At 55.4% G+C, this 22,760-nt stretch carries 18 protein-coding genes; 15 read left to right on the top strand and 3 right to left on the bottom strand.

The window, feature by feature from the left end; all coding sequences use genetic code 11:
• Positions 1-152 precede the first annotated feature (152 nt).
• The gene (yegD, locus tag HWQ15_RS00155; protein WP_063148520.1) at positions 153-1,505 is read right to left on the bottom strand and encodes a molecular chaperone; all 1,353 of its coding nucleotides are present in this window, start codon (positions 1,503-1,505) and stop codon (positions 153-155) included.
• Between the two features lie 130 nt (positions 1,506-1,635).
• Between yegD and alkA the strand changes: the two genes are divergently transcribed.
• The gene (gene alkA, locus HWQ15_RS00150; RefSeq protein WP_023300553.1) at positions 1,636-2,508 is read left to right on the top strand and encodes a DNA-3-methyladenine glycosylase 2; all 873 of its coding nucleotides are present in this window, start codon (positions 1,636-1,638) and stop codon (positions 2,506-2,508) included.
• Here the strand turns inward: alkA and HWQ15_RS00145 are convergent.
• Positions 2,473-5,802 (bottom strand): diguanylate cyclase, encoded by a 3,330-nt coding sequence (locus HWQ15_RS00145; RefSeq protein WP_023306576.1) that lies wholly within the window; start codon positions 5,800-5,802, stop codon positions 2,473-2,475. The two genes, alkA and HWQ15_RS00145, sit on opposite strands and share 36 nt — an antisense overlap.
• A gap of 341 nt (positions 5,803-6,143) precedes the next feature.
• On the opposite strand from HWQ15_RS00145, the gene udk reads away from it, so the two are divergent.
• The 3 genes from udk to asmA all read left to right on the top strand — a co-directional run bounded on the left by udk (position 6,144) and on the right by asmA (position 9,332).
• Positions 6,144-6,785 (top strand): uridine kinase, encoded by a 642-nt coding sequence (gene udk, locus HWQ15_RS00140; protein ID WP_000130320.1) that lies wholly within the window; start codon positions 6,144-6,146, stop codon positions 6,783-6,785.
• A gap of 91 nt (positions 6,786-6,876) precedes the next feature.
• Positions 6,877-7,458 (top strand): dCTP deaminase, encoded by a 582-nt coding sequence (gene dcd, locus HWQ15_RS00135; protein WP_006811250.1) that lies wholly within the window; start codon positions 6,877-6,879, stop codon positions 7,456-7,458.
• A 23-nt stretch (positions 7,459-7,481) separates the two neighbouring features.
• Positions 7,482-9,332 carry an outer membrane assembly protein AsmA gene (gene asmA / locus HWQ15_RS00130; protein WP_063137678.1) on the top strand — a complete coding sequence of 617 codons (1,851 nt, stop codon included), beginning with the start codon at positions 7,482-7,484 and terminating at the stop codon, positions 9,330-9,332.
• A gap of 90 nt (positions 9,333-9,422) precedes the next feature.
• Here asmA and HWQ15_RS00125 read toward each other — a convergent pair whose 3' ends face one another.
• Positions 9,423-11,006, bottom strand: a complete 1,584-nt coding sequence (locus HWQ15_RS00125; RefSeq protein WP_063148521.1) for a TerC family protein — start codon at positions 11,004-11,006, stop codon at positions 9,423-9,425.
• Between the two features lie 693 nt (positions 11,007-11,699).
• Between HWQ15_RS00125 and HWQ15_RS00120 the strand changes: the two genes are divergently transcribed.
• The 11 genes from HWQ15_RS00120 to HWQ15_RS00070 all read left to right on the top strand — a co-directional run bounded on the left by HWQ15_RS00120 (position 11,700) and on the right by HWQ15_RS00070 (position 22,758).
• Positions 11,700-12,836 (top strand): polysaccharide export protein, encoded by a 1,137-nt coding sequence (locus HWQ15_RS00120; RefSeq protein ID WP_022648641.1) that lies wholly within the window; start codon positions 11,700-11,702, stop codon positions 12,834-12,836.
• A gap of 6 nt (positions 12,837-12,842) precedes the next feature.
• Positions 12,843-13,286, top strand: coding sequence for a low molecular weight protein-tyrosine-phosphatase Wzb (wzb, locus tag HWQ15_RS00115; protein WP_003862078.1), 444 nt, complete (start codon positions 12,843-12,845; stop codon positions 13,284-13,286).
• A gap of 2 nt (positions 13,287-13,288) precedes the next feature.
• Positions 13,289-15,451 (top strand): tyrosine-protein kinase Wzc, encoded by a 2,163-nt coding sequence (gene wzc, locus HWQ15_RS00110; protein WP_022648640.1) that lies wholly within the window; start codon positions 13,289-13,291, stop codon positions 15,449-15,451.
• A 122-nt stretch (positions 15,452-15,573) separates the two neighbouring features.
• Positions 15,574-16,416 (top strand): colanic acid biosynthesis glycosyltransferase WcaA, encoded by an 843-nt coding sequence (gene wcaA, locus HWQ15_RS00105; protein ID WP_006811246.1) that lies wholly within the window; start codon positions 15,574-15,576, stop codon positions 16,414-16,416.
• Positions 16,416-16,907, top strand: coding sequence for a colanic acid biosynthesis acetyltransferase WcaB (gene wcaB, locus HWQ15_RS00100; protein ID WP_023300548.1), 492 nt, complete (start codon positions 16,416-16,418; stop codon positions 16,905-16,907). The genes wcaA and wcaB overlap by 1 nt, the downstream gene beginning before the upstream one ends.
• A complete protein-coding gene (gene wcaC, locus HWQ15_RS00095) occupies positions 16,904-18,121 on the top strand; it encodes a colanic acid biosynthesis glycosyltransferase WcaC (RefSeq protein WP_023300547.1) in 1,218 nt (405 codons plus the stop codon). The genes wcaB and wcaC overlap by 4 nt, the downstream gene beginning before the upstream one ends.
• On the top strand, positions 18,096-19,316 hold the full coding sequence (gene wcaD / locus HWQ15_RS00090; RefSeq protein ID WP_022648637.1) for a colanic acid polymerase WcaD: 1,221 nt from the start codon (positions 18,096-18,098) through the stop codon (positions 19,314-19,316). Before wcaC ends, wcaD begins: the two co-directional genes overlap by 26 nt.
• A 16-nt stretch (positions 19,317-19,332) precedes the next feature.
• A complete protein-coding gene (wcaE, locus tag HWQ15_RS00085) occupies positions 19,333-20,079 on the top strand; it encodes a colanic acid biosynthesis glycosyltransferase WcaE (protein WP_023300546.1) in 747 nt (248 codons plus the stop codon).
• Positions 20,080-20,095: 16 nt separating this feature from the next.
• The gene (gene wcaF, locus HWQ15_RS00080; RefSeq protein ID WP_176587350.1) at positions 20,096-20,644 is read left to right on the top strand and encodes a colanic acid biosynthesis acetyltransferase WcaF; all 549 of its coding nucleotides are present in this window, start codon (positions 20,096-20,098) and stop codon (positions 20,642-20,644) included.
• A 24-nt stretch (positions 20,645-20,668) separates the two neighbouring features.
• Positions 20,669-21,790: a GDP-mannose 4,6-dehydratase gene (gene gmd / locus HWQ15_RS00075; RefSeq protein WP_003863514.1), complete on the top strand. Its 1,122-nt coding sequence runs from the start codon at positions 20,669-20,671 to the stop codon at positions 21,788-21,790.
• 2 nt (positions 21,791-21,792) lie between these two features.
• Complete coding sequence (locus HWQ15_RS00070) at positions 21,793-22,758, top strand: GDP-L-fucose synthase (RefSeq protein ID WP_015572377.1); 966 nt, start codon at positions 21,793-21,795, stop codon at positions 22,756-22,758.
• The last annotated feature ends 2 nt before the right edge of the window (positions 22,759-22,760 follow it).

Genomic DNA, 22,760 nt, shown 5'->3' with positions numbered 1-22,760 from the left:
ACACAGCGGAAAAATGGAGGAAATATGGAAGACTGTCAGGAATGGTCTGAGTGTGGTGCGTTGTTTCGCCGGGTGGCGGCTTCGCCTTACCCGGCCTACAAGATCCTCGAACCGTAGGCCGGGTAAGCGCAGCGCCACCCGGCACAACCCCATTAGCTAAACACCACCTGCGCCCAGCGGGCCAGTCCTGCCGTAACGGAGCCAAAGTCATCGCCGCCGGCAATCGGGATCCCCGGCAGCTGTTCCGCCAGCGCTTTCTTGATCAGCGGTGAACGGGCGCTACCGCCGGTCAGGTAAATCACGTCCGGTTTCTCTTTGCCATTCTCAAGCGCCAGCTGCACCTGCTCCAGAATACGCTGTAGCGGCTGAGCCAGCGCCATTTCCAGCCCTTCCTGGGTGATAGCCGTAGCCAGATCGTCACTGATAAACGGCAGCGTAACCTCATGCTCAGGACGATCGGAAAGGGCGATTTTGCTCTCTTCGGCGGTGCGCACCACCCGGTAGCTCAGACGCTGACGCCACACCTTATACAGCAGCGCGACCTTCTCTGCATCCTGCGCATCACGCACCAGATCGTTAAGGAAACGCCCATTCGCGGTGCTGTAAAAATCACTCTGGGCAGGGACGTCGTTGATGGCAATCGCATTCCACCATGGCAGGATCGGCAGGGCGATGCCTTTCTCGGTTTGGCCGCCCATGCCGAGCAGCGGCATCAGGCTCTTGAATGCCAGGGCGATATCCAGATCGTTACCGCCCACGCGGCAGCCGCTGTGCCCCAGCAGGCTGTTTTCACGATCGCGACGATGATGCCACTGCGGACCCATCAGCAGTAATGAACAGTCCGTCGTACCACCGCCGATGTCCACCACCAGCACCCGTTTCTCTTCCGTCAGCGTGGCTTCAAAATCCAGCCCCGCCGCAACAGGCTCATACTGGAACACCACGTCACGGAAGCCAGCCCGGTGCGCTGCACGCTCAAGGATCCCCTGCGCCTGTTGGTTGGCTTCGTCGCCGCCCAGCCCCTGGAAGTTGATCGGACGGCCAATCACCGCCTGGGTGATGGCATCCGGCACCTGCGACTGCGCCTGATTGCGAATGTGCAGCATCATTGCGCAGACCAGATCTTCAAACATCGCCACCTGCTGTGGCTTCAGTCCGCTGGCGCCAAGGAAGGATTTCGGCGATTTAACGAAGTAGACCTCTTCCGGGTCTTCAATGTACTGCCCGAGGGAAGAGAGGCCGAACTGCACGCTGGAAGGGGTAACGTCGATATCTTCCTCGCGGTTAAAGCTGACCGCACGGCGCAGCAGCGCCTGGGTTTCCGCCGCCGTGGCCGGAACCTGATGATGGCGGAACAGCCACTCGCTCACCGCTTCACGCGTGGGCGCACAGAGCATTGACGGCAACAGCGTACTGCCGTTTTCCATTTTCAGGAGCTGCGGTTGTCCGTTTTGCATTATCGCAACCGAGCAGTTTGCGGTGCCGTAGTCGAATCCAATAAACACAATAAATCCCCATGCCGGTGAGAAGGGGCGAGACTTTAGCGAAATGTCTGCCAGGCGACAACAGGAATATGAAAGCAAGGCGCAACGCGATCTTTCGGTTTATGCTGAGGTAAATACAAAAGGAGAGACGATGTTCACCCTGAACTGGCAACCGCCCTACGACTGGCAGTGGATGTTTGGCTTTTTTGCCGCGCGTGCGGTCACAGGGGTTGAGACCGTTACGGAGGATTACTACGAACGCAGTTTTGGCTATGCGGGGCATCAGGGCATATTTCGGGTTGTGCCAGACAGCGCAACCCATACGCTGGCGGTGTCGCTCAGCCCTGGCCTGATCCCGGTGGCGGATATTTGCCTGGACCGCATTGCCCGCCTGTTCGATCTTGATTGCGACCCGCTAAGAATTGCGCAGACCCTGGGCGATCTCGGCGCGGCGCGGCCGGGGTTACGTTTGCCGGGCGCGATGGATGCCTATGAGCAGGGCGTGCGCGCCATTCTCGGGCAACTGGTGAGCGTGGCGATGGCGGCAAAACTGGCGTCAAGAGTGGTGGCGCTGTGCGGTGAACCCATCCAGGACGCGCCGGGCTACCTCTGTTTTCCTCCGCCAGAGGTACTGGCCGCGGTGGATCCGCTGGCGTTGAAAGCCCTTGGGATGCCGCTCAAGCGTGCGGAGTCGTTGATTCATCTGGCGCAGTCGGTGGTGGAGGGTGAATTCCCGCTGTTCCCGCCTGCGAACGTCGAGGCCGGGATGAAGGCGCTACAGCAGCGCCCCGGCATCGGGCGCTGGACCGCAAATTATCTGGCCTTGCGCGGCTGGCAGGCGAAGGATGTTTTCCTGCCGGATGATTATCTCATTAAACAGCGCTTTGCCGGTATGACGCCCGCGCAGATCCGTCGCTATGCCGAGCGCTGGCAGCCGTGGCGCTCGTATGCGCTGTTACATATCTGGTACACCGACGGCTGGTCGCCGTCAGTTGATGGCGAAATAGCTGGTATTCAGCAGTAGATCGAGCGGCTGCGCTTCCCCGATGGTGTCGCCGTAAATAAAGTCAATGCCGATGCCCGACAGCGTATTCATCATGATCGACTGATGGCATGGCCCGGCAATGGTTTTTATGCCCAGACGCTGGGCGTGGCCCTGAATGATGGTCACCATCATCTCATCCATCAGATTGCCGTGGACGTTGGTCACCACGTCTGCATCCAGCAGCAGATAATCAGCGGTGTTGGCGCTGAGCTGGCTGAAGACGTTCATATCGCGTCCAACCCGGGTCAGCACCACGCGACAGCCAGCCTGACGAAGCTTTTGCAGACCCTGCTGCACGTTTTCATCCGTATTGCTCAGCACATCAACGGCGATCGCCAGATGCAGCAGCCGCGCCGGCAGCGGACCTCTGGTGATCAGGTCGAGCAGCTCATCCACCAGCGTGACGCTGGCTAAACCCGCTTCTGAGAGCGGCAGCGCGACGCCCATCCCTTTGGCCGCCACCTGTGCGGCATAGGTACGGAAAAATTCGCTGAATATACGTCGGTCAAGGGCGTGCAGCAGCTCCGGCTCCGCCAGCCCTGCGCGGAAGGCATGCTCTTCCAGCACTTCCCCCTGGCTGGTCCACAACCGCAGGGAAATCAGCCAGAAGCTACTGCTCTCGGGAATGCGCGGTGAGGCGACGCTGCGGGCGATCATCAGCAGATGATTATCTTTGATCATGTGCCACTGCTCATCCAGCGACATCATGCTGCGCGTGCTGTGGATCCGCTCCTGCTGGGGTTCATAGACGGTGACCACACCGCGCCCGCTGTTTTTCGAGGCGTAACAGGCTATATCGGCCTGAGACATCACTTCCGCTGTCTGATAATTAGCGTCGTCAATCAATGTGATCCCCGCGCTGGCGCCGATGCGGTGCAGGCGTCCTTCCCAGGAAAAATGATAGTTGTTGATGGCGTCGATCAACCGGCCCGCAATATAGCGTGCGCTTTCGACGTTGCAGTCCGGCAGCAGCAGGCCAAACTCGTCGCCGCCCAGACGCGCCAGCACGTCGCTGGAGCGCAGCATGGTCAGCATCAGCGAAGAGAGTTCGCGCAGGAGCGCGTCGCCCGCCGCGTGGCCTGCGGTATCGTTCACCGCCTTAAAACGGTCAAGATCGATAAAGACCAGCGCGTGACGCTGATGGGTCTCCTGTACCGTCTGCAACAGGCGCTTAAGATGGTTTTCAAAACTGACGCGGTTCGCCAGGTGGGTAAGGGCGTCATGGGAAGCGCTGTAGCTCAGCTGGCGCAGCATTTTGCGCGACTCGGTGACATCCTGAATCACCAGCACCGAGCCGATAGCGTGCCCCTCCAGGGTGCTGAGCGGGGTAATGCTGTAATGAATGTCGAAACTGCCGCCATTCCGGCAGTTAAGCACCACATCCTGTTCGATATCGGTACGGGACATATCGCCGCTGTGGATGTTTTCCATTAACGGGCCGTTCTCGCCGAAGGTAATGTGCAGCACCTTCAGAACGGGCTGACCCAGCGCTTCGCTTTGCGACCAGCCGCTCATCTTCTCGGCGACCGGGTTCATAAAGGTGATGTTCATGTCGATATCGGTGCACAGCACCGCTTCGCCGATGGAGTCGAGGGTGATATGCAGGCGCTCTTTTTCCTGGAACAGCGCCTCGTTCAACTGCTTCACCTCGGTCATATCCATGTTGATCCCTAACAGCCGCTCCACTTCGCCCTGTTTGTTCAGCACCCGGTTCGCCAGCGAACGAATGTGGCGAATGCCATCCTTGACGCGAATGCGAAATTCCAGCTTGAAAGGCACCCTGGCCTGGAGTGACTCACGCAGTACCTGTTCGGCGTGCGCACGATCTTCAGGCACCATGGCCGCATGCCAGAGCTGCCAGGTGGGTTTAATGTGCGGGGGGATCTCGTACAGCTCAAACATCCGTTTATCCCAGCTGATCACGTCCGGCTCGAGATCCCACTCCCAGATCCCGATGCCGCCGGCTTCGTTCGCGAGGGTGATACGCTCCATCAGACGCTTATTCACCCACTCGGTCTGTTTCAGGTCGTTGATGTCTTCAATCTGGGCAATAAAGTAGAGCGGCGTGCCGTCTGCATGGCGCACAACGGAAACGGCCAGCAGCGCCCACACCACCTCGCCGCTGCGGGTGTAGTAGCGTTTTTCGAGGCTGTAGCTGTTGATCTCCCCGTTAATCAGCTGTTGCAACTGCTCCAGGTCGGTATTTAAATCTTCCGGCCAGGTTAACTGCTGGAACGTGAGCGACTGAAGCTCAGACTGACTGTAACCGAGGAAATTGCACAGCGCCTTGTTGGCCTGAAGCCACTGGCCCTCAATGCCCACCAGCGCCATACCAATCGCGGAATATTCCATCGCATTACGAAAACGTTCTTCGCTTTCCGTAATATGTTTACGCTCGGCCCGGAAGGCATACATCACCATCGTCATAATGTTGGCGGGGAGCAGCATCATCAGGAAGGGAAGCCATGGCGCGTTGAAGGTCACCATCATGTTTGAAGGTGTCATGGAGGGCGGGTTTCGCGCCATCATCAAGGACACCATCATGATGGTGAATAAAAAAATCAGGAATGCTTCCATTCGCGGCAGGCGTACCGCGCTCCACATCAGCAAAACGATGATGCAGGTGAACGGCCACGGCAGCCAGGTGATTGCCGTCCAGCTAAGAACCAGCGTAACGACCAGGGTCACCAGCGTTTCCAGCAACAGTCTCGGGTTGCGGTGACGCAGCAGGTAATGCGGTTTAAACAGCAGACCTAACGGTACAAGCGCCAGCGCGCCAATGGCTTCTGAAAGTACCCAAAACAGAAAATTACGCAGCGGCTCCGCGCCTGGCACCAGAAAATGAACCAGAATGCCGCCCACCAGCGGCGGCACCAGGGCGCTGCCGAGGGCAAGGCGTATCCAGTCGTTGAGGTTTTGCAGCGGGTTATACCAGGGGAGCAGCTTACGCAGCAACACCGCACCAACACAGGCCTCAATAATATTGATTGCCGTGTAGGTTAAGTTGATTGATTCCCATGAAAAGAGCATCCACGAGGCAAAAATATTGCCAAAGGAGCAGGCGAGGGCGATGCCGGGCCACATTTTTCCCGCATGGCGGTAAAACGCCACCATCATAATGGAGGTCGGGAACCACAATGGCGCCAGCAGCGTACCGAAGCGAGTCAGCTCAAGGGAAAATAAGGTGAAGATGAACGTGACCAGACCCAGACAGACAAGCCGCAGTAAAGGATGTGGGGTAGTAACCAAAACCCGCTGGTATTGTTTATTCATTACCGCTCTATCCAGGGACGCCGTGTTGTCAGGAGCCAGCTCCGGACGCGTGAAATCATTAATTTGGTTTATGCTAGTACAAACATTTTACAATTCATATGCTGAGTGCTCAGATTTTGACTTCATAGACTTATAAAATAGTTACTCTGCGAAGAAGGGGGATGAAATGGTGAAAATCCGTGCGTAAAATTTCGCTAAAGGCGTGAAACGGTGCTTTTCAGCCCGCCTCGCATAACCTGCGCATTCGACTGGTATCACGCCCCCGAAATCCCTATAATTGCCGCGTTTGACGCTCCGGCGTCGTCCTTCCTTACATCCAGGTTAATCAGGTCGCTAAATTTATGACTGATAAGTCTCATCAGTGCGTCATCATAGGCATCGCCGGCGCATCGGCTTCAGGTAAAAGTCTTATTGCCAGTACGCTTTATCGCGAACTGCGTGAACAAGTGGGTGATGAGCATATCGGTGTTATTCCCGAAGATAGCTATTACAAAGATCAATCCCATCTTTCGATGGAAGAGCGCGTAAAAACCAACTACGACCACCCCAGTGCGATGGATCACAGTCTGCTGTTCCAGCATCTGGAAGCGCTGAAGCGCGGCGAGGCGATTGAGCTGCCCGTCTACAGTTACGTGGAACATACCCGCACCCAGGAAACGATCCGCATTGAGCCCAAGAAGGTGATTATCCTTGAAGGGATTTTGCTGCTCACCGACGCCCGTCTGCGCGAATCAATGAACTTCTCGATTTTCGTCGATACCCCGCTGGATATCTGCCTGATGCGGCGTATTAAACGCGACGTTAACGAACGCGGTCGCTCCATGGACTCCGTGATGGCGCAGTATCAGAAAACCGTTCGCCCGATGTTCCTGCAATTTATTGAGCCTTCTAAACAATACGCCGATATTATTGTGCCTCGCGGCGGTAAAAACCGTATTGCCATTGATATCTTAAAAGCGAAAATCAGTCAGTTTTTTGAATAAGCCGTGTGAATTGTGTACCGTTCAGAGATAACCTGGTTTTGCCCTGACGCCGTAAGGATTCAGGGCGCGATGCACGAAAGGAGAAAGTGCCATGCGTCTTTGTGACCGCGATATAGAAGCCTGGCTGGATGAAGGCCGCCTGTCTATCACCCCGCGTCCGCCGGTTGAGCGTATTAACGGCGTGACCGTCGATGTACGTCTGGGGAATAAGTTCCGCACCTTCAGCGGCCACACGGCACCGTTTATCGACCTCAGCGGGCCGAAAGACGAAGTCAGTGCGGCGCTGGATCGCGTCATGAGTGACGAAATCGTCATCGAAGAAGGAGAGGCGTTTTATCTCCATCCTGGCGAACTGGCGCTGGCGGTGACCTTTGAATCGGTCACGCTGCCTGCGGATCTGGTCGGCTGGCTTGACGGACGCTCTTCTCTGGCGCGTCTGGGCCTGATGGTGCACGTCACCGCGCACCGTATCGATCCGGGCTGGTCTGGCCGTATCGTGCTGGAGTTCTTTAACGCCGGTAAACTGCCGCTGGCGCTTCGCCCGGGAATGATGATCGGTGCGTTGAGCTTCGAACCGCTGACCGGCCCGGCAGACCGTCCTTATAACCGCCGTCAGGACGCAAAATATCGCGACCAGCAGGGTGCGGTTGCCAGCCGTATCGATAAAGACTGATCTGTGAGTTCACTGAGGAAGCCATGAGAAGAGTTCTGACAACGCTGATGATTTTGCTGGTGGTGCTGGTGGCTGGCCTTTCAGCGTTGGTGCTGCTGGTTAACCCGAATGACTTCCGGGCCTACATGGTGCGGCAGGTTGAAGCGCGCAGCGGGTATGAACTCAAGCTGGACGGGCCGCTGCGCTGGCACGTCTGGCCGCAGCTCAGCATTCTCTCCGGACGTATGTCGCTCACCGCGCCGGGCGCGGCGCAGCCGCTTGTTACGGCGGATAACATGCGTCTTGATGTCGCGCTCATCCCGCTCTTATCCCATCAGCTCCAGGTTGAACAGGTGATGCTGAAAGGGGCGGTGATTCAGCTTACGCCACAAACCGAAGCCGTTCGTCAGGCGAATGCTCCGGTCGCACCGCGTGAAAATACTTTGCCTGACGTTCCGTCTGACACTGGCTGGTCTTTCGATATTGGTAATCTGAAAGTCGCTGACAGCGTGCTGGTTTTCCAGCATGAGGATGACGAACAGATCACCGTCCGCAATATCAACCTCAGGATGGAGCAGGACGCCAACCATCACGCGACCATGGAGTTCTCCGGGCGGATCAACCGTAATCAGCGCGATCTCAACCTGTCGATGAATGCGAACGTGAACGCCTCTGACTACCCGCACCAGCTGACGGCGGACGTTCAGCAGGTCAACTGGCAGCTGACCGGCGCGGATTTACCCGCGAAGGGGATCGCCGGCCAGGGCACGATGCAGGCGGTGTGGCACGAAGAGCGCAAACAGCTCGAACTGAACGCGCTCAACCTCCAGGCCAACGACAGTTCCCTGAAGGGGCAGGCGAGCGTCACGCTTGATGAGAAACCCAAGTGGGTGTTGGATCTGCAATTCGACAAGCTGAACCTTGAGAACCTGCTCGCGGCCCAAACGGTGAATGCGACCGATGAGGGTGTCGCGCAGGTAGGGCAAAGCCAGGTCACGCAGTCGCGTCCGGTGATCTCCTCCAGTCTCGATCTGCCTGACTACAATGGTCTGCGCGGATTTACCGCCGACATTCTGCTGAAAGCGAACAGCGTGCGCTGGCGTGGAATTGATTTTACTGACGTCAACAGCCAGATGTTCAACCACAACGGCCTGCTGGTCATCTCTGAGCTCAGCGGAAAAATGGGGGCAGGAAATCTCTCCCTGCCGGGCACGCTGGACGTACGTAAAGACGTTGCCAGCGCCGCGTTCCAGCCGCGTCTGGAAAACGTTGAGATTGGCACCATCCTGAAAGCCTTTAATTACCCGATTTCCCTCACGGGGCAGCTGTCGCTAGCCGGGGATTTCTCCGGCACGAAGATTGATGCGGACGCCTTCCGTCGTAGCTGGAAGGGGCAGGCGCACGTTGAGCTAAAAGATTCGCGCATGGAAGGGCTGAACTTCCAGCAACTGGTGCAGCAGGCGGTAGAGCGCAGCAGCAGCGTGAAGGCGAATGAAAACTACGACAGCGCAACCCGTCTCGACAGCTTTACCAGCGAGCTTGCCCTCGACAACGGTCAGCTCTCGCTCGACGAGATGCAGGGAATCTCGTCCCTGCTGGCGCTGACCGGAAACGGCGCGCTGGATCTGGTGAAAGAGACGGTTGACACCCGCTTCAACGTCCGCGTGAAGGCTGGCTGGGAAGGGGAAGGTCAGCTTGTCGAGTTCCTGAAAGAGACGCCGATACCGCTGCGCGTGTACGGAAAATGGCAGGAACTGAATTACAGTTTGCAGGTCGATCAGATCCTGCGTAAGCACCTTCAGGATGAAGCGAAACGTCGGCTGAATGACTGGGCGGACCGCAATAAAGAGTCTCAGTCTGGTAAGGACGTGAAAAAGTTGCTCGATAAGCTCTGATGCCTGTTGTGCCGGGTGGCGGCTTCGCCTTACCCGGCCTACAAAAGCCAGACACCGTAGGCCGGGTAAGCGAAGCGCCACCCGGCTTTTTTACACCTCAAAATCCATCTCATCTTCACCGCGCAGCGGTATCAGCTGCACCTTCTGCACGCGATGGCTCTCTACCTGCAAGGTTTTGATCATGTAATTCCCCACCTGGACCTCTTCGCCCGGCTGCGGAATACGTTGCAGATATTCCATCAGCAAACCGGCGATGGTGTGGTATTCGCGCTTCTCGTCCAGCGGAAGCGGAACGAACTGCACCAGATCTTCGAGCGGCATATGGCCGTTGGCGGTCCAGCTGCCGTCTGCGTTTTTCTGAATATCGTGGCGTGCATCGATCTCATCCACCTCATTAGGCAGATTACCGGCGATGGTTTCCATCACGTCGCTGAGCGTCACCAGCCCTTCCACAGAACCAAACTCATCAACGACAAACGCGAAGTGGGTACGCGCGTTGCGGAACTGCTCCAGCGCGGAGAGCAGCGGCAGCGCTTCCGGGAAGACCAGCGGCTGGCGCACCAGCGCGCGCAGGTTGAGCGGCTCACCGTGAAGCTGCTGTTGCAGCAGGTCAATCACGTGTACCACGCCCAGCAGCTCTTCTTCCTCTTCTCCGCCGGTCACCACCACGCGGGTGTGCTGGTTTTTATCCAGCAGGGCACGGATCTGCTTTTCCGGTGCCGTCAGGTCAATATGCTCAATGTCGTGGCGGGAGGTCATGATACTGCTGACCGAGCGCTGGTTGAGGTTAAGCACGCGCTCTATCATCCGGCGTTCCTGCGGGTTGAAGATCTGCCCGTCGCTGTGGTCGGCTAGCATCGCAGCGGATTCAGCATCCAGCTCGGCATCCTCTTTTTTGCCGCTCAGCAGGCGCATCACCGTATCTGCGGTGCGCTGTCGTAATGTCTGGTTCGCGGAAAGAAAACGGCGGCGGTTGAAAATGGCCAGCTGGTTAAGAAACTCAATAAGCACCGAGAAACCAATGGCTGCGTACAGATATCCTTTCGGGATATGGAAGCCAAAACCATCCGCCACCAGGCTAAAGCCAATCATCAGCAGGAAGCTCAGACAGAGAATGACGATAGTCGGGTGACTGTTCACGAAGCGCGTCAGGGCTTTACTGGCGAGCACCATCAGGGTGATGGCAATGATCACGGCGGCCATCATCACCGCCAGATGGTCAACCATCCCGACGGCAGTAATCACGGAGTCGAGAGAAAAGACGGCATCCAGCACCACTATCTGCGCGACCACCGGCCAGAATTTAGCGCCGCGCCGCTGGGTGGGGTTTTCACTGTCTTTTCCTTCCAGCCGCTCATTAAGCTCAACCGTGGCTTTGAACAGCAGGAACAATCCGCCGAAAAGCATGATCAGGTCGCGGGCGCTAAAGCTCAGACCCTGCACGCTGAATAAGGGTTTGGTGAGCGTGACCAGCCATGATATTGAGGCCAGTAACAGCAGACGCATCACCATGGCGAGCAGAAGACCCGTCACGCGGGCGCGGTCGCGTTGTGAAGGGGGTAATTTATCGGCAAGGATGGCGATAAACACCAGGTTATCAATGCCGAGCACTAATTCGATGACGACCAGCGTCACCAGCCCGGCCCAGATTGATGGATCGGCAATCCATTCCATAGTAAATGCAATACCTTCTGTTATATGACTAATGTCACACTTCGATCATGGATAAAGCAGACGGAAATTGCAATGCCGGGGTGAGATTTCTCTTAATGCTACACTCAGGTAAAACCCATTTGCGGGGCGGTGTAAATAAGTTAAATGCGAAGATTTAATTACAAAAGACGATATTTAGGATATATCGCAATAAGTGGTCTGGCGCTCTATTTTGTCAATATAAAGAAAATCCGAAAACCTCAAAACTTTGCTCTTAATATTAATCTTAAAAACGAATATTAGGACGGTTGTCTCCTTGCCTGCTATTAGGTTAGCTGCAACAATTCTTCCAGCATCAAATGTTAAATCTCCTTGTTGCTATTTTTGTTTCAGTCTTTGGTGAAGGTTATACATTATCAATCACCCGTTTAAGGTGGCGGATATATTTCTCAAAAGGCCTGATCCAAGAGGGTGTCTAACCATAACGCATTGTTTAGTCAGTGGATTGGTAACTGAAAGCCAAGGGCGGTAGCGTGCCTGAAAGCGTGTGAATCAGCCTCAATTATTCTGTCAATAGCCAATGGATGAATAAGCTTTTTTTAGGACTGATGCCAGTTATATTGCTAAATGATTAACTGCATTCTGATTGTCACCACGACCCGCGCTTATTTTAATTGCACAGGATAATTACTCTGCCAAAGTGATAAATAATCAATGATGAAATCCAAAATGAAATTGATGCCATTATTGGTGTCTGTGACCTTGATGAGTGGTTGCACGGTCTTTCCCGGCAGCAATATGTCAACAATGGGCAAGGATGTGATTAAACAGCAGGATGCTGATTTTGATCTCGACAAAATGGTGAATGTTTACCCATTAACCCCACGTCTGGTAGAACAATTACGCCCACGTCCGAATGTTGCTCAGCCAAATATGTCTCTGGACCAGGAAATTGCCTCTTACCAGTATCGCGTTGGTCCAGGTGACGTCATTAACGTGACCGTCTGGGATCACCCGGAACTGACCACACCTGCGGGCCAGTACCGTAGCTCAAGCGACACCGGTAACTGGGTACAGTCCGATGGCACCATGTTCTATCCCTACATTGGCAAAGTGCACGTCGCGGGCAAAACGCTTGCTGAGATCCGTAGTGATATTACCGGCCGCCTGGCGCAGTACATTGCTGACCCGCAGGTGGACGTTAATATCGCCGCGTTCCGATCCCAGAAAGCCTATATCTCAGGCCAGGTCAACAAATCCGGCCAGCAGGCTATCACCAACGTCCCGCTCACCGTTCTTGATGCGATCAATGCCGCAGGCGGCTTAACCGACGGTGCTGACTGGCGCAACGTGGTGCTGACCCACAACGGCAAAGAGCAGCGCATTTCGCTTCAGGCGCTGATGCAAAACGGTGACCTGACCCAGAACCGTCTCCTCTATCCGGGCGATATTCTTTACGTGCCGCGCAACGACGATCTGAAAGTGTTCGTGATGGGTGAAGTGAAGAAACAGAGCACCCTTAAGATGGACTTCAGCGGTATGACCCTGACCGAAGCCCTGGGCAACGCGGAAGGTATCGATCTGACCGCCTCCAACGCCAGCGGTATCTTTGTGATCCGTCCGATCAAAGGCGAAAACGCGAAAGGCAAGATTGCCAACATCTACCAGCTGGACATGTCCGACGCGACGTCGCTGGTCATGGCAACGTCGTTCCGTCTCCAGCCATACGATGTGGTCTATGTCACCACCGCGCCGGTTGCCCGCTGGAACCGTCTGATCAACCAGTTGCTGCCTACCATCAGTGGCGTTCGCTACATGACGGATACGGCGAGCGACATTCATACCTGGTAAGCCGCGATGTTTAACAAAATTCTGGTGGTGTGTGTGGGGAACATTTGCCGTTCCCCCACGGCTGAAAGGCTGTTGAAAAATTACCAGCCTGCGTTAACGGTCGACTCCGCAGGGCTGGGCGCGCTGGTCGGAAAAGGTGCCGACGAACGTGCCGCAAGCGTCGCCCTTGAGCATAACCTCTCACTCGACGGGCACGTTGCCCGTCAGGTCTCTGGCCGAATGTGCCGGGAATATGACCTGATCCTCGCGATGGAAAAACGCCACATTCACGCGCTGTGCGATATCGCACCGGAGATGCGCGGCAAGGTGATGCTGTTTGGTCACTGGGATGGTGAGCGCGAAATTCCCGATCCGTATCGCAAGAGCCGCGAGGCCTTTGAGGCGGTATACACCTTACTAGACCAGTCTGCCCGCCAGTGGGCGCAGGCACTGAAAGCTCAGCAGGGATAACAATGACAGAAAAAACAAGACCTTCTGCCGCCCCGACGTCGGGCAGTGATGAAATCGATATCGGTCGCCTGGTCGGGACCGTTATTGAAGCGAAATGGTGGGTGCTGGGTATAACCGCCATCTTTGCCGTGGCGGCGATCGTTTATACGCTGTTCGCGACGCCTATTTACAGCGCCGACGCGCTGGTGCAGATCGAACAAAATACCGGAAACTCGCTGGTTCAGGATATCGGCTCTGCGCTGGCCAACAAGCCGCCGGCATCGGAGGCTGAAATTCAGCTGATCCAGTCGCGCCTGGTATTGGGCAAAACGGTTCACGATCTGGGGCTGGATATCGCGGTCACCAAAAACACCTTCCCGGTGTTTGGCGCAGGCTGGGATCGCCTGATGGGGCGCAGTAACGATACGGTAAAAGTGACCGACTTCGTGATTCCAAAAGGGGCAGGGGACCAAACCTTTACCCTGACCGTGCTGGGACCCAAACAGTATCAGCTGACCAGCGACGCAGGCTTCAGCGCGCGCGGGGAAGTGGGGCAGATGCTGACCAAAGATGGCGTGAGCATCAGGGTTGGTGCCATCCAGGCGCACGAGGGCGGTGAGTTTACGGTCACCAAATTCTCGACGCTCGGGATGATCAACAATCTGCAAAACAACCTGACCGTCACCGAAAACGGCAAGGACACCGGCGTCCTGAGCATGACCTTCACCGGTGAAGACAAGGATCAAATCCGCGACATCCTGAACAGCATCACCCGTAACTACCTTGAGCAGAACGTTGAGCGCAAGTCAGCGGAAGCCGCTAAAAGCCTCGCGTTCCTCAGTAAACAGCTGCCGGAGGTGCGCGCCCGTCTGGATGACGCCGAGAACAAGCTGAACGCATACCGTCAGGATAAAGACTCCGTCGACCTGCCGCTGGAGGCGAAATCGGTTCTCGACTCCATGGTCAATATTGATGCGCAGCTAAACGAGCTGACCTTTAAAGAGGCGGAAATTTCCAAGCTCTATACCAAACGTCACCCGGCGTACCGCACGCTGCTCGAGAAACGTCGTACCCTGGAAGAAGAGAAGGCGAAGCTGAATGACCGCGTGACCGCGATGCCGAAGACGCAGCAGGAAATCGTACGCCTGACGCGTGATGTGGAATCCGGCCAGCAGGTTTACATGCAACTGCTGAACAAGCAGCAGGAGCTGAAAATCACCGAAGCCAGCACCGTGGGTGACGTGCGTATCGTTGACCCGGCGATTACCCAGCCGGGCGTGCTGAAGCCGAAGAAAGCGCTGATCATCCTCGGCAGCATTATTCTCGGCCTGATGCTCTCTATCGTCGGCGTGCTGCTGCGCTCGCTGTTCAACCGCGGCATCGAAAGCCCGCAGGTGCTGGAAGAGAACGGGATCAGCGTGTACGCCAGCATCCCGCTTTCGGAGTGGCAGAAGTCCCGTGACAGCGTCAAAACCGTTAAGGGCGTCAAGCGTTACAAACAGAGCCAGCTGCTGGCCGTGGGTAACCCGACCGACCTGGCGATTGAAGCGGTGCGTAGCCTGCGTACCAGCCTCCACTTCGCCATGATGCAGGCCAAAAACAACGTCCTGATGATGACCGGTGTCAGCCCGTCAATTGGTAAGACCTTCGTCTGTGCCAACCTGGCGGCGGTGGTGAGCCAGACCAACAAGCGCGTGCTGCTGATCGACTGCGACATGCGTAAGGGCTACACCCATGAGCTGCTGGGCACCAACAACGTTAACGGCCTGTCGGAAATCCTGCTGGGTAAAGGGGAGATCAGCGAGAGCGCCAAGCCGACCTCGATTCCGAAATTTGACCTGATCCCGCGTGGCCAGGTACCGCCGAACCCGTCTGAACTGCTGATGAGCGAGCGCTTCACGCAGCTGATCGAGTGGGCAAGCAAAAACTATGACCTGGTGCTGATCGATACCCCACCAATTCTGGCGGTCACCGACGCCGCCGTGGTAGGGCGTCATGCGGGCACCACGCTGATGGTTGCACGCTATGCGGTGAACACCCTGAAGGAAGTGGAAACCAGCCTGAGCCGCTTTGAGCAGAACGGTATTGAGGTGAAAGGGGTCATTCTGAACTCCATCTTCCGCCGTGCGACGGGTTATCAGGATTACGGCTACTACGAGTACGAATACAAGTCTGACTCTAAATAACAAAACACACCCCACACCCCTCACCCTAACCCTCTCCCCTGAGGGGAGAGGGGACTGCCTGGTGCGGTCTTTCACCCTCTCCCCTCCGGGGAGAGGGCCGGGGTGAGGGGCAGGAGGAATACATGAGCACACAACGCCCTTTGATTTCTATCTATATGCCGACATGGAATCGTCAGCAGCTGGCGATCCGCGCGATTAAATCGGTCCTGCGTCAGGATTACGATAACTGGGAACTGATTATCGTGGATGACTGTTCCTCCTCTTACGAACAGCTGCAAAAGTTTGTCGAAGACCTGAACGACCCGCGCGTGGTGTACACGCACAACGCCATCAACTCCGGGGCGTGCGCGGTGCGCAATCAGGCGATTATGCAGGCGAAAGGGCAGTATCTGACCGGTATCGACGATGATGACGAATGGACGCCAAACCGTCTGTCGATCTTCCTGTCGCACAAAGCGCAGCTGGTGACCCACGCGTTTCTGTATGCCAACGACTATGTCTGTCAGGGCGAGGTCTATTCGCAGCCGGCCAGCCTGCCGCTGTATCCGAAATCACCGTATTCCCGCCGCCTGTTCTACAAGCGCAACATTATCGGCAACCAGGTGTTTACCTGGGCCTGGCGCTTTAAGGAGTGTCTGTTCGATACCGAGCTGAAGGCCGCACAGGATTACGACATTTTCCTGCGGATGGTGGTGGAGTACGGCGAGCCGTGGAAGGTGGAAGAGGCCACGCAGATCCTGCACATCAACCACGGGGAGATGCAGATCACCTCGTCACCGAAAAAATTCTCGGGCTACTTCCATTTTTACCGCAAGCACAAGGACAAGTTTGACCGTGCCAGTCGGAAGTATCAGCTCTTTACCCTCTATCAGATCCGCAATAAGCGCATGAACTGGCGCACGCTGCTGACGCTGCTGTCGGTGCGTAACGGCAAGCGTCTGGCTGACGGGCTTCGGGGGAAATAATGTTTCTGGAAGATTGCCGCGCTAACAGCTGGAGCCTGCGCCCGTGCTGCATGGTTCTGGCCTACCGTATTGCGCACTTTTGCTCGGTGTGGCGCAAAAAAAATGTGCTGAACAATATCTGGGCCGCGCCGGTGCTGGTGCTGTACCGCATCATCACCGAATGCTTTTTTGGCTATGAAATTCAGGCCGCTGCCACCATTGGCCGCCGCTTTACCATTCATCACGGCTATGCGGTCGTCATCAACAAGTTCGTCGTCGCGGGTGATGATTTCACCATTCGCCACGGGGTGACAATCGGCAACCGTGGGCCAGACAGCCTGGCCTGCCCGGTGATTGGCAATAACGTCGAGCTGGGCGCCAACGTGGTGATGATCGGGGAGATTACCGTGGGCAATAACGTGACGGTTGGCGCAGGTAGCGTGGTGCTGGACAGCATTCCGGACAATGCGCTGGTGGTGGGCGAGAAAGCCCGCGTGAAGGTGATTAAATGAACATTCTGCAATTTAACGTACGCCTCGCAGAGGGCGGGGCGGCAGGCGTAGCGCTGGATCTGCACCAGCGCGCGCTGCAAAAAGGATTACAGTCGCGCTTTGTTTACGGTTACGGCAAGGGCGGCAAGAAAAGCGTCAGCCATGATAACTATCCGCAGGTGTTGAAGCAGACGCCACGTCTGACCTCCATCGCCAATATTGCGCTGTTCCGTCTGTTTAACCGCGACCTGTTCGGCAACCTGAATAACCTCTACCGCACCGTCACCCGCACCCGCGGGCCGGTTGTGCTGCACTTCCACGTGCTACACAGCTACTGGCTGAATCTGGAAGAGGTGGTAGCGTTTTGTGGCAAAGTGAAGGCGCACAAGCCGGACACCCGTTTCGTCTGGACGCTACACGACCACTGGAGCGTGACCGGACGCTGCGCCTTTACCGACGGCTGCGAAGGCTGGAAAGATAACTGCCAGAAATGCCCTACGCTCAGCAACTATCCGCCGGTGAAGGTCGATCGCGCGCATCAGCTGGTTGAGGGCAAGCGTCAGCTGTTCCGCGACATGCTCTCGCTCGGCTGCACCTTTATCTCTCCAAGCCAGCACGTGGCAGATGCCTTCAATAGCCTGTACGGAGCAGGGCGCTGCCAGATTATCAACAACGGTATTGATGTGGCGACGGAAGAGATCCTGGCCGAACTGACGCCCGTAGCCATTACCACGGGCAAGCCGAAAATCGCTGTCGTCGCCCATGACCTGCGCTACGACGGCAAAACCAACCAACAGCTGGTGCGCGACATGATGGCGCTCGGCGACAAAATTGAGCTGCATACCTTCGGCAAATTCTCGCCGTTCGAAGGCGCTAACGTGGTGAATCACGGGTTTGAAACCGACAAGCGCAAATTGATGAGCGCGCTCAACGGTATGGACGCGCTGGTGTTCAGCTCTCGAGTGGACAACTACCCGCTGATCCTGTGCGAAGCGCTCTCCATTGGCGTGCCGGTCATTGCCACCCACAGCGACGCGGCGCGCGAAGTGCTGGAGAAATCGGGCGGTAAAACCTTCAGTGAGAACGAGGTGCTGCCGCTGGTGCAGCTGTCGAAGGCCGATATCGCGCAGGCTGTTTTTGGCACGGACCTGGAATCGTTCCGCAACCGCAGCCGCAAAGCGTACAGTGGACAACAGATGCTGGAGGAGTATGTCTCGTTCTATCAGAATCTGTAGTTATCTGCTGCTGCCGCTGATCTACCTGCTGGTCAACGTCAAGATTGCCCAGCTCGGTGAAAGCTTCCCAATCACCATCGTCACCTTCCTGCCGGTTCTGCTGTTGCTATACGTTGACAAGCTTAACCTCAAAAAGCTGATGATTGCGCTGGGGATCGGGTTTGGTCTGACGGCGTTTAACTACATCTTTGGTCAGTCGCTGGACGCCAGCAAATATGTCACCTCCACCATGCTGTTTGTTTATATCGTTATCATTATTGGCATGGTGTGGAGTATTCGTTTTAAAACTATCTCTCCGCACAATTATAGGAAAATCCTCAGGTTCTTTTATATTGTCGTCGGGCTGATTGTTATGCTTGCGGCATTGGAGATGGCGCAAATTATTCTCACAGGCGGCAGTAGCCTGATGGAAATAATTTCGAAATATCTTATATACAGTAACAGCTATGTACTGAACTTCATTAAGTTTGGTGGCAAGCGTACCACTGCGCTCTATTTTGAACCGGCGTTTTTTGCTCTGGCATTAATCTCAATTTGGCTCAGCATCAAACAGTTCGGTATCAAAACCCCCAAGACCGATGCTATGATTCTTGCAGGAATCGTTCTGTCAGGGTCGTTCTCAGGGGTAATGACGTTTATTCTGTTTTACCTGCTGGAGTGGGCGTTCCAGTACCTGAACAAAGAGGCGATTAAGAAAAAACTGCCGCTGGCGATCATTTCTCTGACGGTATTTTTAGTGGGCGTAATATTCGCCTTCCCGTACATTTCTGAACGTCTGGGTGATTTGGGAACGGAAGGTTCGTCGTCCTATTATCGCATCATTGGTCCACTGGTGATGGTGGGTTATTCCTTAACCCATATTGATGGCGTAGTAAGATTCGGCTCACTTTACGAATATGTTGCATCATTCGGAATCTTTAACGGTGCGGATGTCGGTAAAACCATAGACAATGGTCTGTATCTGTTAATTATCTATTTTTCCTGGTTCGCCGTACTGTTGACACTGTGGTATCTGTTTAAAGTTTTCAAAATGATGATTAACGCGTTTGGTGATAACCAGAACTTTCGCGTGCAACTTTATCTGTTCACACCGGTGTCGTTGTTTTTTACCGGGTCAATATTTAGCCCGGAATATGCATTCTTAATTGTATGTCCGTTTATTTTGCGCAAAGCGCTGAATATTACGAGCGTATGAAGAAATGAGGTGATTTATGTTTCTTAGCGTCATTACTGTCGCCTTTCGTAACCACGAAGGGGTGGTAAAAACCTGGCGCTCGCTGCGCAACCTGGCGCGCGATCCGAGCCTCACCTTTGAGTGGATCGTGGTCGATGGCGGCTCGAACGACGGCACGGCGGAGTTCCTGGAAAAACTTAACGGTGAGTTCAACTTACGTTACATCAGCGAGAAAGATAAAGGCATTTACGATGCCATGAATAAAGGCATCAACATGGCGCAGGGGCGCTACGCCATCTTCCTCAATTCCGGCGACGTGTTCCATGAAGATGTGGCGCTGTTTGCACGCCAGCTGGCGCGCCAGAAAGAAGATGCCATGTTTATCGGTGATGCGCTGCTTGATTTCGGCGAGGGGAAAAAAGTCCTGCGCGGCGCGAAACCAGGCTGGTATATCTACCACAGCTTGCCGGCAAGCCATCAGGCTATTTTCTTTCCGATGAGCGGCCTGAAAAAGCAGCCTTACGATTTGCAATATAAAGTGTCATCAGATTATGCCCTGGCCGCCAGCCTGTACAAATCTGGCTACCCGTTCCGTCGAATTAAAGGACTGGTATCCGAATTTTCAATGGGCGGCGTGTCAACCTCGAATAATCTGGAATTGTGCCAGGATGCCAAAAACGTGCAGCGTAAAATATTACGCGTACCGGGGTTCTGGGCGGAATTATCTTATTTCTTACGTCTGAAAACGACGGGTAAAGCGAAAGCCTTATATAACAAAGCCTGAGATATAAGGAAACGTAATGCAGGAATTAAATGGATTCTCCGTGCCGAAAGGTTTTCGGGGCGGGAGCGGTATTAAAGTTCAACTGTGGTGGGCTGTACAGGCAACGTTATTTGCCTGGTCGCCGCAAATACTGTACCGCTGGCGCGCATTTTTACTGCGTCTGTTTGGTGCAAAAATAGGAAAAAACGTAGTCATTCGTCCTTCGGTGAAAATTACTTATCCCTGGAAATTAACGCTTGGGGATTACGCCTGGGTTGGGGATGACGCGGTGTTATATACCCTTGGCGAGATTACGATTGGCGCAAATTCGGTGGTTTCACAGAAGTGTTATTTGTGCACCGGCAGCCACGATTTTATGAGCCCGCATTTTGATATTACCGCTTCGCCTGTTGTGATCGGTGAAAAATGCTGGCTGGCAACAGACGTCTTTGTTGCACCCGGTGTTTCTGTTGGCGATGGCACGGTAGTCGGTCCCCGCAGCAGCGTTTTTAAATCGCTACCGGCAAATAAAATTTGCCGTGGCAACCCCGCAGTGGTGATACGCGAACGCGTTGAAACTGATTAAATTCATAAGTAGAGGAATATAAACATGTCTAAAGTCGCTCTCATCACCGGCGTTACCGGGCAGGATGGTTCTTACCTGGCAGAGTTACTGCTGGAAAAAGGGTATGAAGTACACGGTATTAAACGTCGTGCGTCTTCATTTAACACCGAACGTGTCGATCATATTTATCAGGATCCTCACGCGGCGAACCCGAAATTCCACCTGCACTACGGCGACCTGACCGATACCTCCAACCTGACCCGCATCCTGCAGGAAGTACAGCCGGATGAAGTCTACAACCTGGGCGCGATGAGCCACGTTGCGGTCTCCTTCGAATCCCCGGAATACACCGCTGACGTGGACGCCATGGGTACCCTGCGTCTGCTGGAAGCGATTCGCTTCCTGGGTCTTGAGAAGAAAACCCGTTTCTATCAGGCATCTACCTCTGAGCTGTACGGCCTGGTGCAGGAAATTCCACAGAAAGAGACCACGCCGTTCTACCCACGTTCTCCGTACGCGGTAGCGAAACTGTACGCTTACTGGATCACTGTGAACTACCGTGAATCCTACGGCATGTACGCCTGTAACGGCATTCTGTTCAACCACGAATCCCCACGTCGTGGCGAAACCTTCGTGACCCGTAAAATCACCCGCGCGATCGCCAACATCGCTCAGGGCCTGGAGTCTTGCCTGCACCTCGGCAACATGGACTCCCTGCGTGACTGGGGCCATGCGAAAGACTACGTGAAAATGCAGTGGATGATGCTGCAGCAGGAACAGCCAGAAGACTTCGTGATCGCGACCGGCGTGCAGTACTCCGTACGTCAGTTCGTTGAGATGGCTGCGGCACAGCTGGGCATCAAGCTGCGCTTCGAAGGCACCGGCGTGGAAGAGAAGGGTATCGTTGTTTCCGTGACCGGCCACGACGCACCGGGCGTGAAGCCAGGCGACGTGATTGTTCAGGTGGATCCGCGTTACTTCCGTCCTGCTGAAGTGGAAACCCTGCTGGGCGACCCAACCAAAGCGCACGAGAAGCTGGGCTGGAAACCAGAAACCACCCTGCAAGAAATGGTATCCGAGATGGTGGCCAAAGATCTTGAAGCAGCGAAAAAACACTCCCTGCTCAAGTCCCATGGCTACGAGGTTGCCATCGCGCTGGAGTCCTGAGAATGACAAAACAACGTATTTTTGTCGCCGGTCATCGCGGAATGGTGGGTTCCGCGATTGTCCGCCAGCTTGAACAGCGCGGCGACGTTGAGGTGATTGTTCGCACGCGTGACGAGCTGAACCTGCTTGACAGCAAAGCGGTGCAGGACTTCTTCGCCAGCGAACGTATCGACCAGGTGTATCTGGCGGCGGCGAAGGTGGGCGGCATTGTCGCTAACAACACCTACCCGGCGGATTTCATCTACGAGAACATGATGATTGAGAGCAACATCATTCACGCGGCGCATCTGCACAACGTGAACAAGCTGCTGTTCCTCGGTTCATCCTGTATCTACCCAAAAATGGCGAAACAGCCGATCGCCGAGAGCGAACTGTTGCAGGGCACGCTGGAAGCCACCAATGAGCCGTACGCGATTGCCAAAATTGCCGGGATCAAGCTGTGTGAATCGTACAACCGTCAGTATAACCGCGACTATCGCTCGGTGATGCCGACCAACCTCTACGGACCGCACGACAACTTCCACCCGAGCAATTCGCACGTGATCCCGGCGCTGCTGCGTCGTTTCCACGAGGCGACTGCCGAAAACGCCCCGGACGTAGTGGTGTGGGGCAGCGGTACGCCAATGCGCGAGTTCCTGCACGTGGACGATATGGCGGCAGCCAGCATTCACGTCATGGAGCTGGATCGCGAGGTGTGGCAGGAAAACACCGAGCCGATGCTGTCGCACATTAACGTCGGGACCGGCGTGGACTGCACCATTCGCGAGCTGGCGCAGACCATCGCGCAGGTGGTGGGCTACAAAGGACGCGTGGTGTTTGACGCCACCAAACCGGACGGCACGCCGCGCAAGCTGCTGGACGTGACCCGTCTGCATCAGCTGGGCTGGTATCACGAGGTCTCACTGGAGCAGGGGCTGGCCAGCACCTACCAGTGGTTCCTGGAAAACCAGCACCGCTTCCGGGGGTAATG

It is taken from the genome of Enterobacter sp. DSM 30060 (assembly GCF_013375955.1).
GTDB lineage: Bacteria > Pseudomonadota > Gammaproteobacteria > Enterobacterales > Enterobacteriaceae > Enterobacter > Enterobacter intestinihominis.
This window is presented reverse-complemented; position numbering and strand designations above follow the sequence as displayed.

Excerpts from the sequence above, each read along its gene's own strand:
- alkA (WP_023300553.1), top strand. The coding sequence starts at position 1,636 with ATGTTCACCCTGAACTGGCAACCGCCCTACGACTGGCAGTGGATGTTT.
- HWQ15_RS00145 (WP_023306576.1), bottom strand. The coding sequence starts at position 5,802 with ATGAATAAACAATACCAGCGGGTTTTGGTTACTACCCCACATCCTTTA.
- udk (WP_000130320.1), top strand. The coding sequence starts at position 6,144 with ATGACTGATAAGTCTCATCAGTGCGTCATCATAGGCATCGCCGGCGCA.
- dcd (WP_006811250.1), top strand. The coding sequence starts at position 6,877 with ATGCGTCTTTGTGACCGCGATATAGAAGCCTGGCTGGATGAAGGCCGC.
- asmA (WP_063137678.1), top strand. The coding sequence starts at position 7,482 with ATGAGAAGAGTTCTGACAACGCTGATGATTTTGCTGGTGGTGCTGGTG.
- HWQ15_RS00125 (WP_063148521.1), bottom strand. The coding sequence starts at position 11,006 with ATGGAATGGATTGCCGATCCATCAATCTGGGCCGGGCTGGTGACGCTG.
- HWQ15_RS00120 (WP_022648641.1), top strand. The coding sequence starts at position 11,700 with ATGATGAAATCCAAAATGAAATTGATGCCATTATTGGTGTCTGTGACC.
- wzb (WP_003862078.1), top strand. The coding sequence starts at position 12,843 with ATGTTTAACAAAATTCTGGTGGTGTGTGTGGGGAACATTTGCCGTTCC.
- wzc (WP_022648640.1), top strand. The coding sequence starts at position 13,289 with ATGACAGAAAAAACAAGACCTTCTGCCGCCCCGACGTCGGGCAGTGAT.
- wcaA (WP_006811246.1), top strand. The coding sequence starts at position 15,574 with ATGAGCACACAACGCCCTTTGATTTCTATCTATATGCCGACATGGAAT.
- wcaB (WP_023300548.1), top strand. The coding sequence starts at position 16,416 with ATGTTTCTGGAAGATTGCCGCGCTAACAGCTGGAGCCTGCGCCCGTGC.
- wcaC (WP_023300547.1), top strand. The coding sequence starts at position 16,904 with ATGAACATTCTGCAATTTAACGTACGCCTCGCAGAGGGCGGGGCGGCA.
- wcaD (WP_022648637.1), top strand. The coding sequence starts at position 18,096 with ATGTCTCGTTCTATCAGAATCTGTAGTTATCTGCTGCTGCCGCTGATC.
- wcaE (WP_023300546.1), top strand. The coding sequence starts at position 19,333 with ATGTTTCTTAGCGTCATTACTGTCGCCTTTCGTAACCACGAAGGGGTG.
- wcaF (WP_176587350.1), top strand. The coding sequence starts at position 20,096 with ATGCAGGAATTAAATGGATTCTCCGTGCCGAAAGGTTTTCGGGGCGGG.
- gmd (WP_003863514.1), top strand. The coding sequence starts at position 20,669 with ATGTCTAAAGTCGCTCTCATCACCGGCGTTACCGGGCAGGATGGTTCT.
- HWQ15_RS00070 (WP_015572377.1), top strand. The coding sequence starts at position 21,793 with ATGACAAAACAACGTATTTTTGTCGCCGGTCATCGCGGAATGGTGGGT.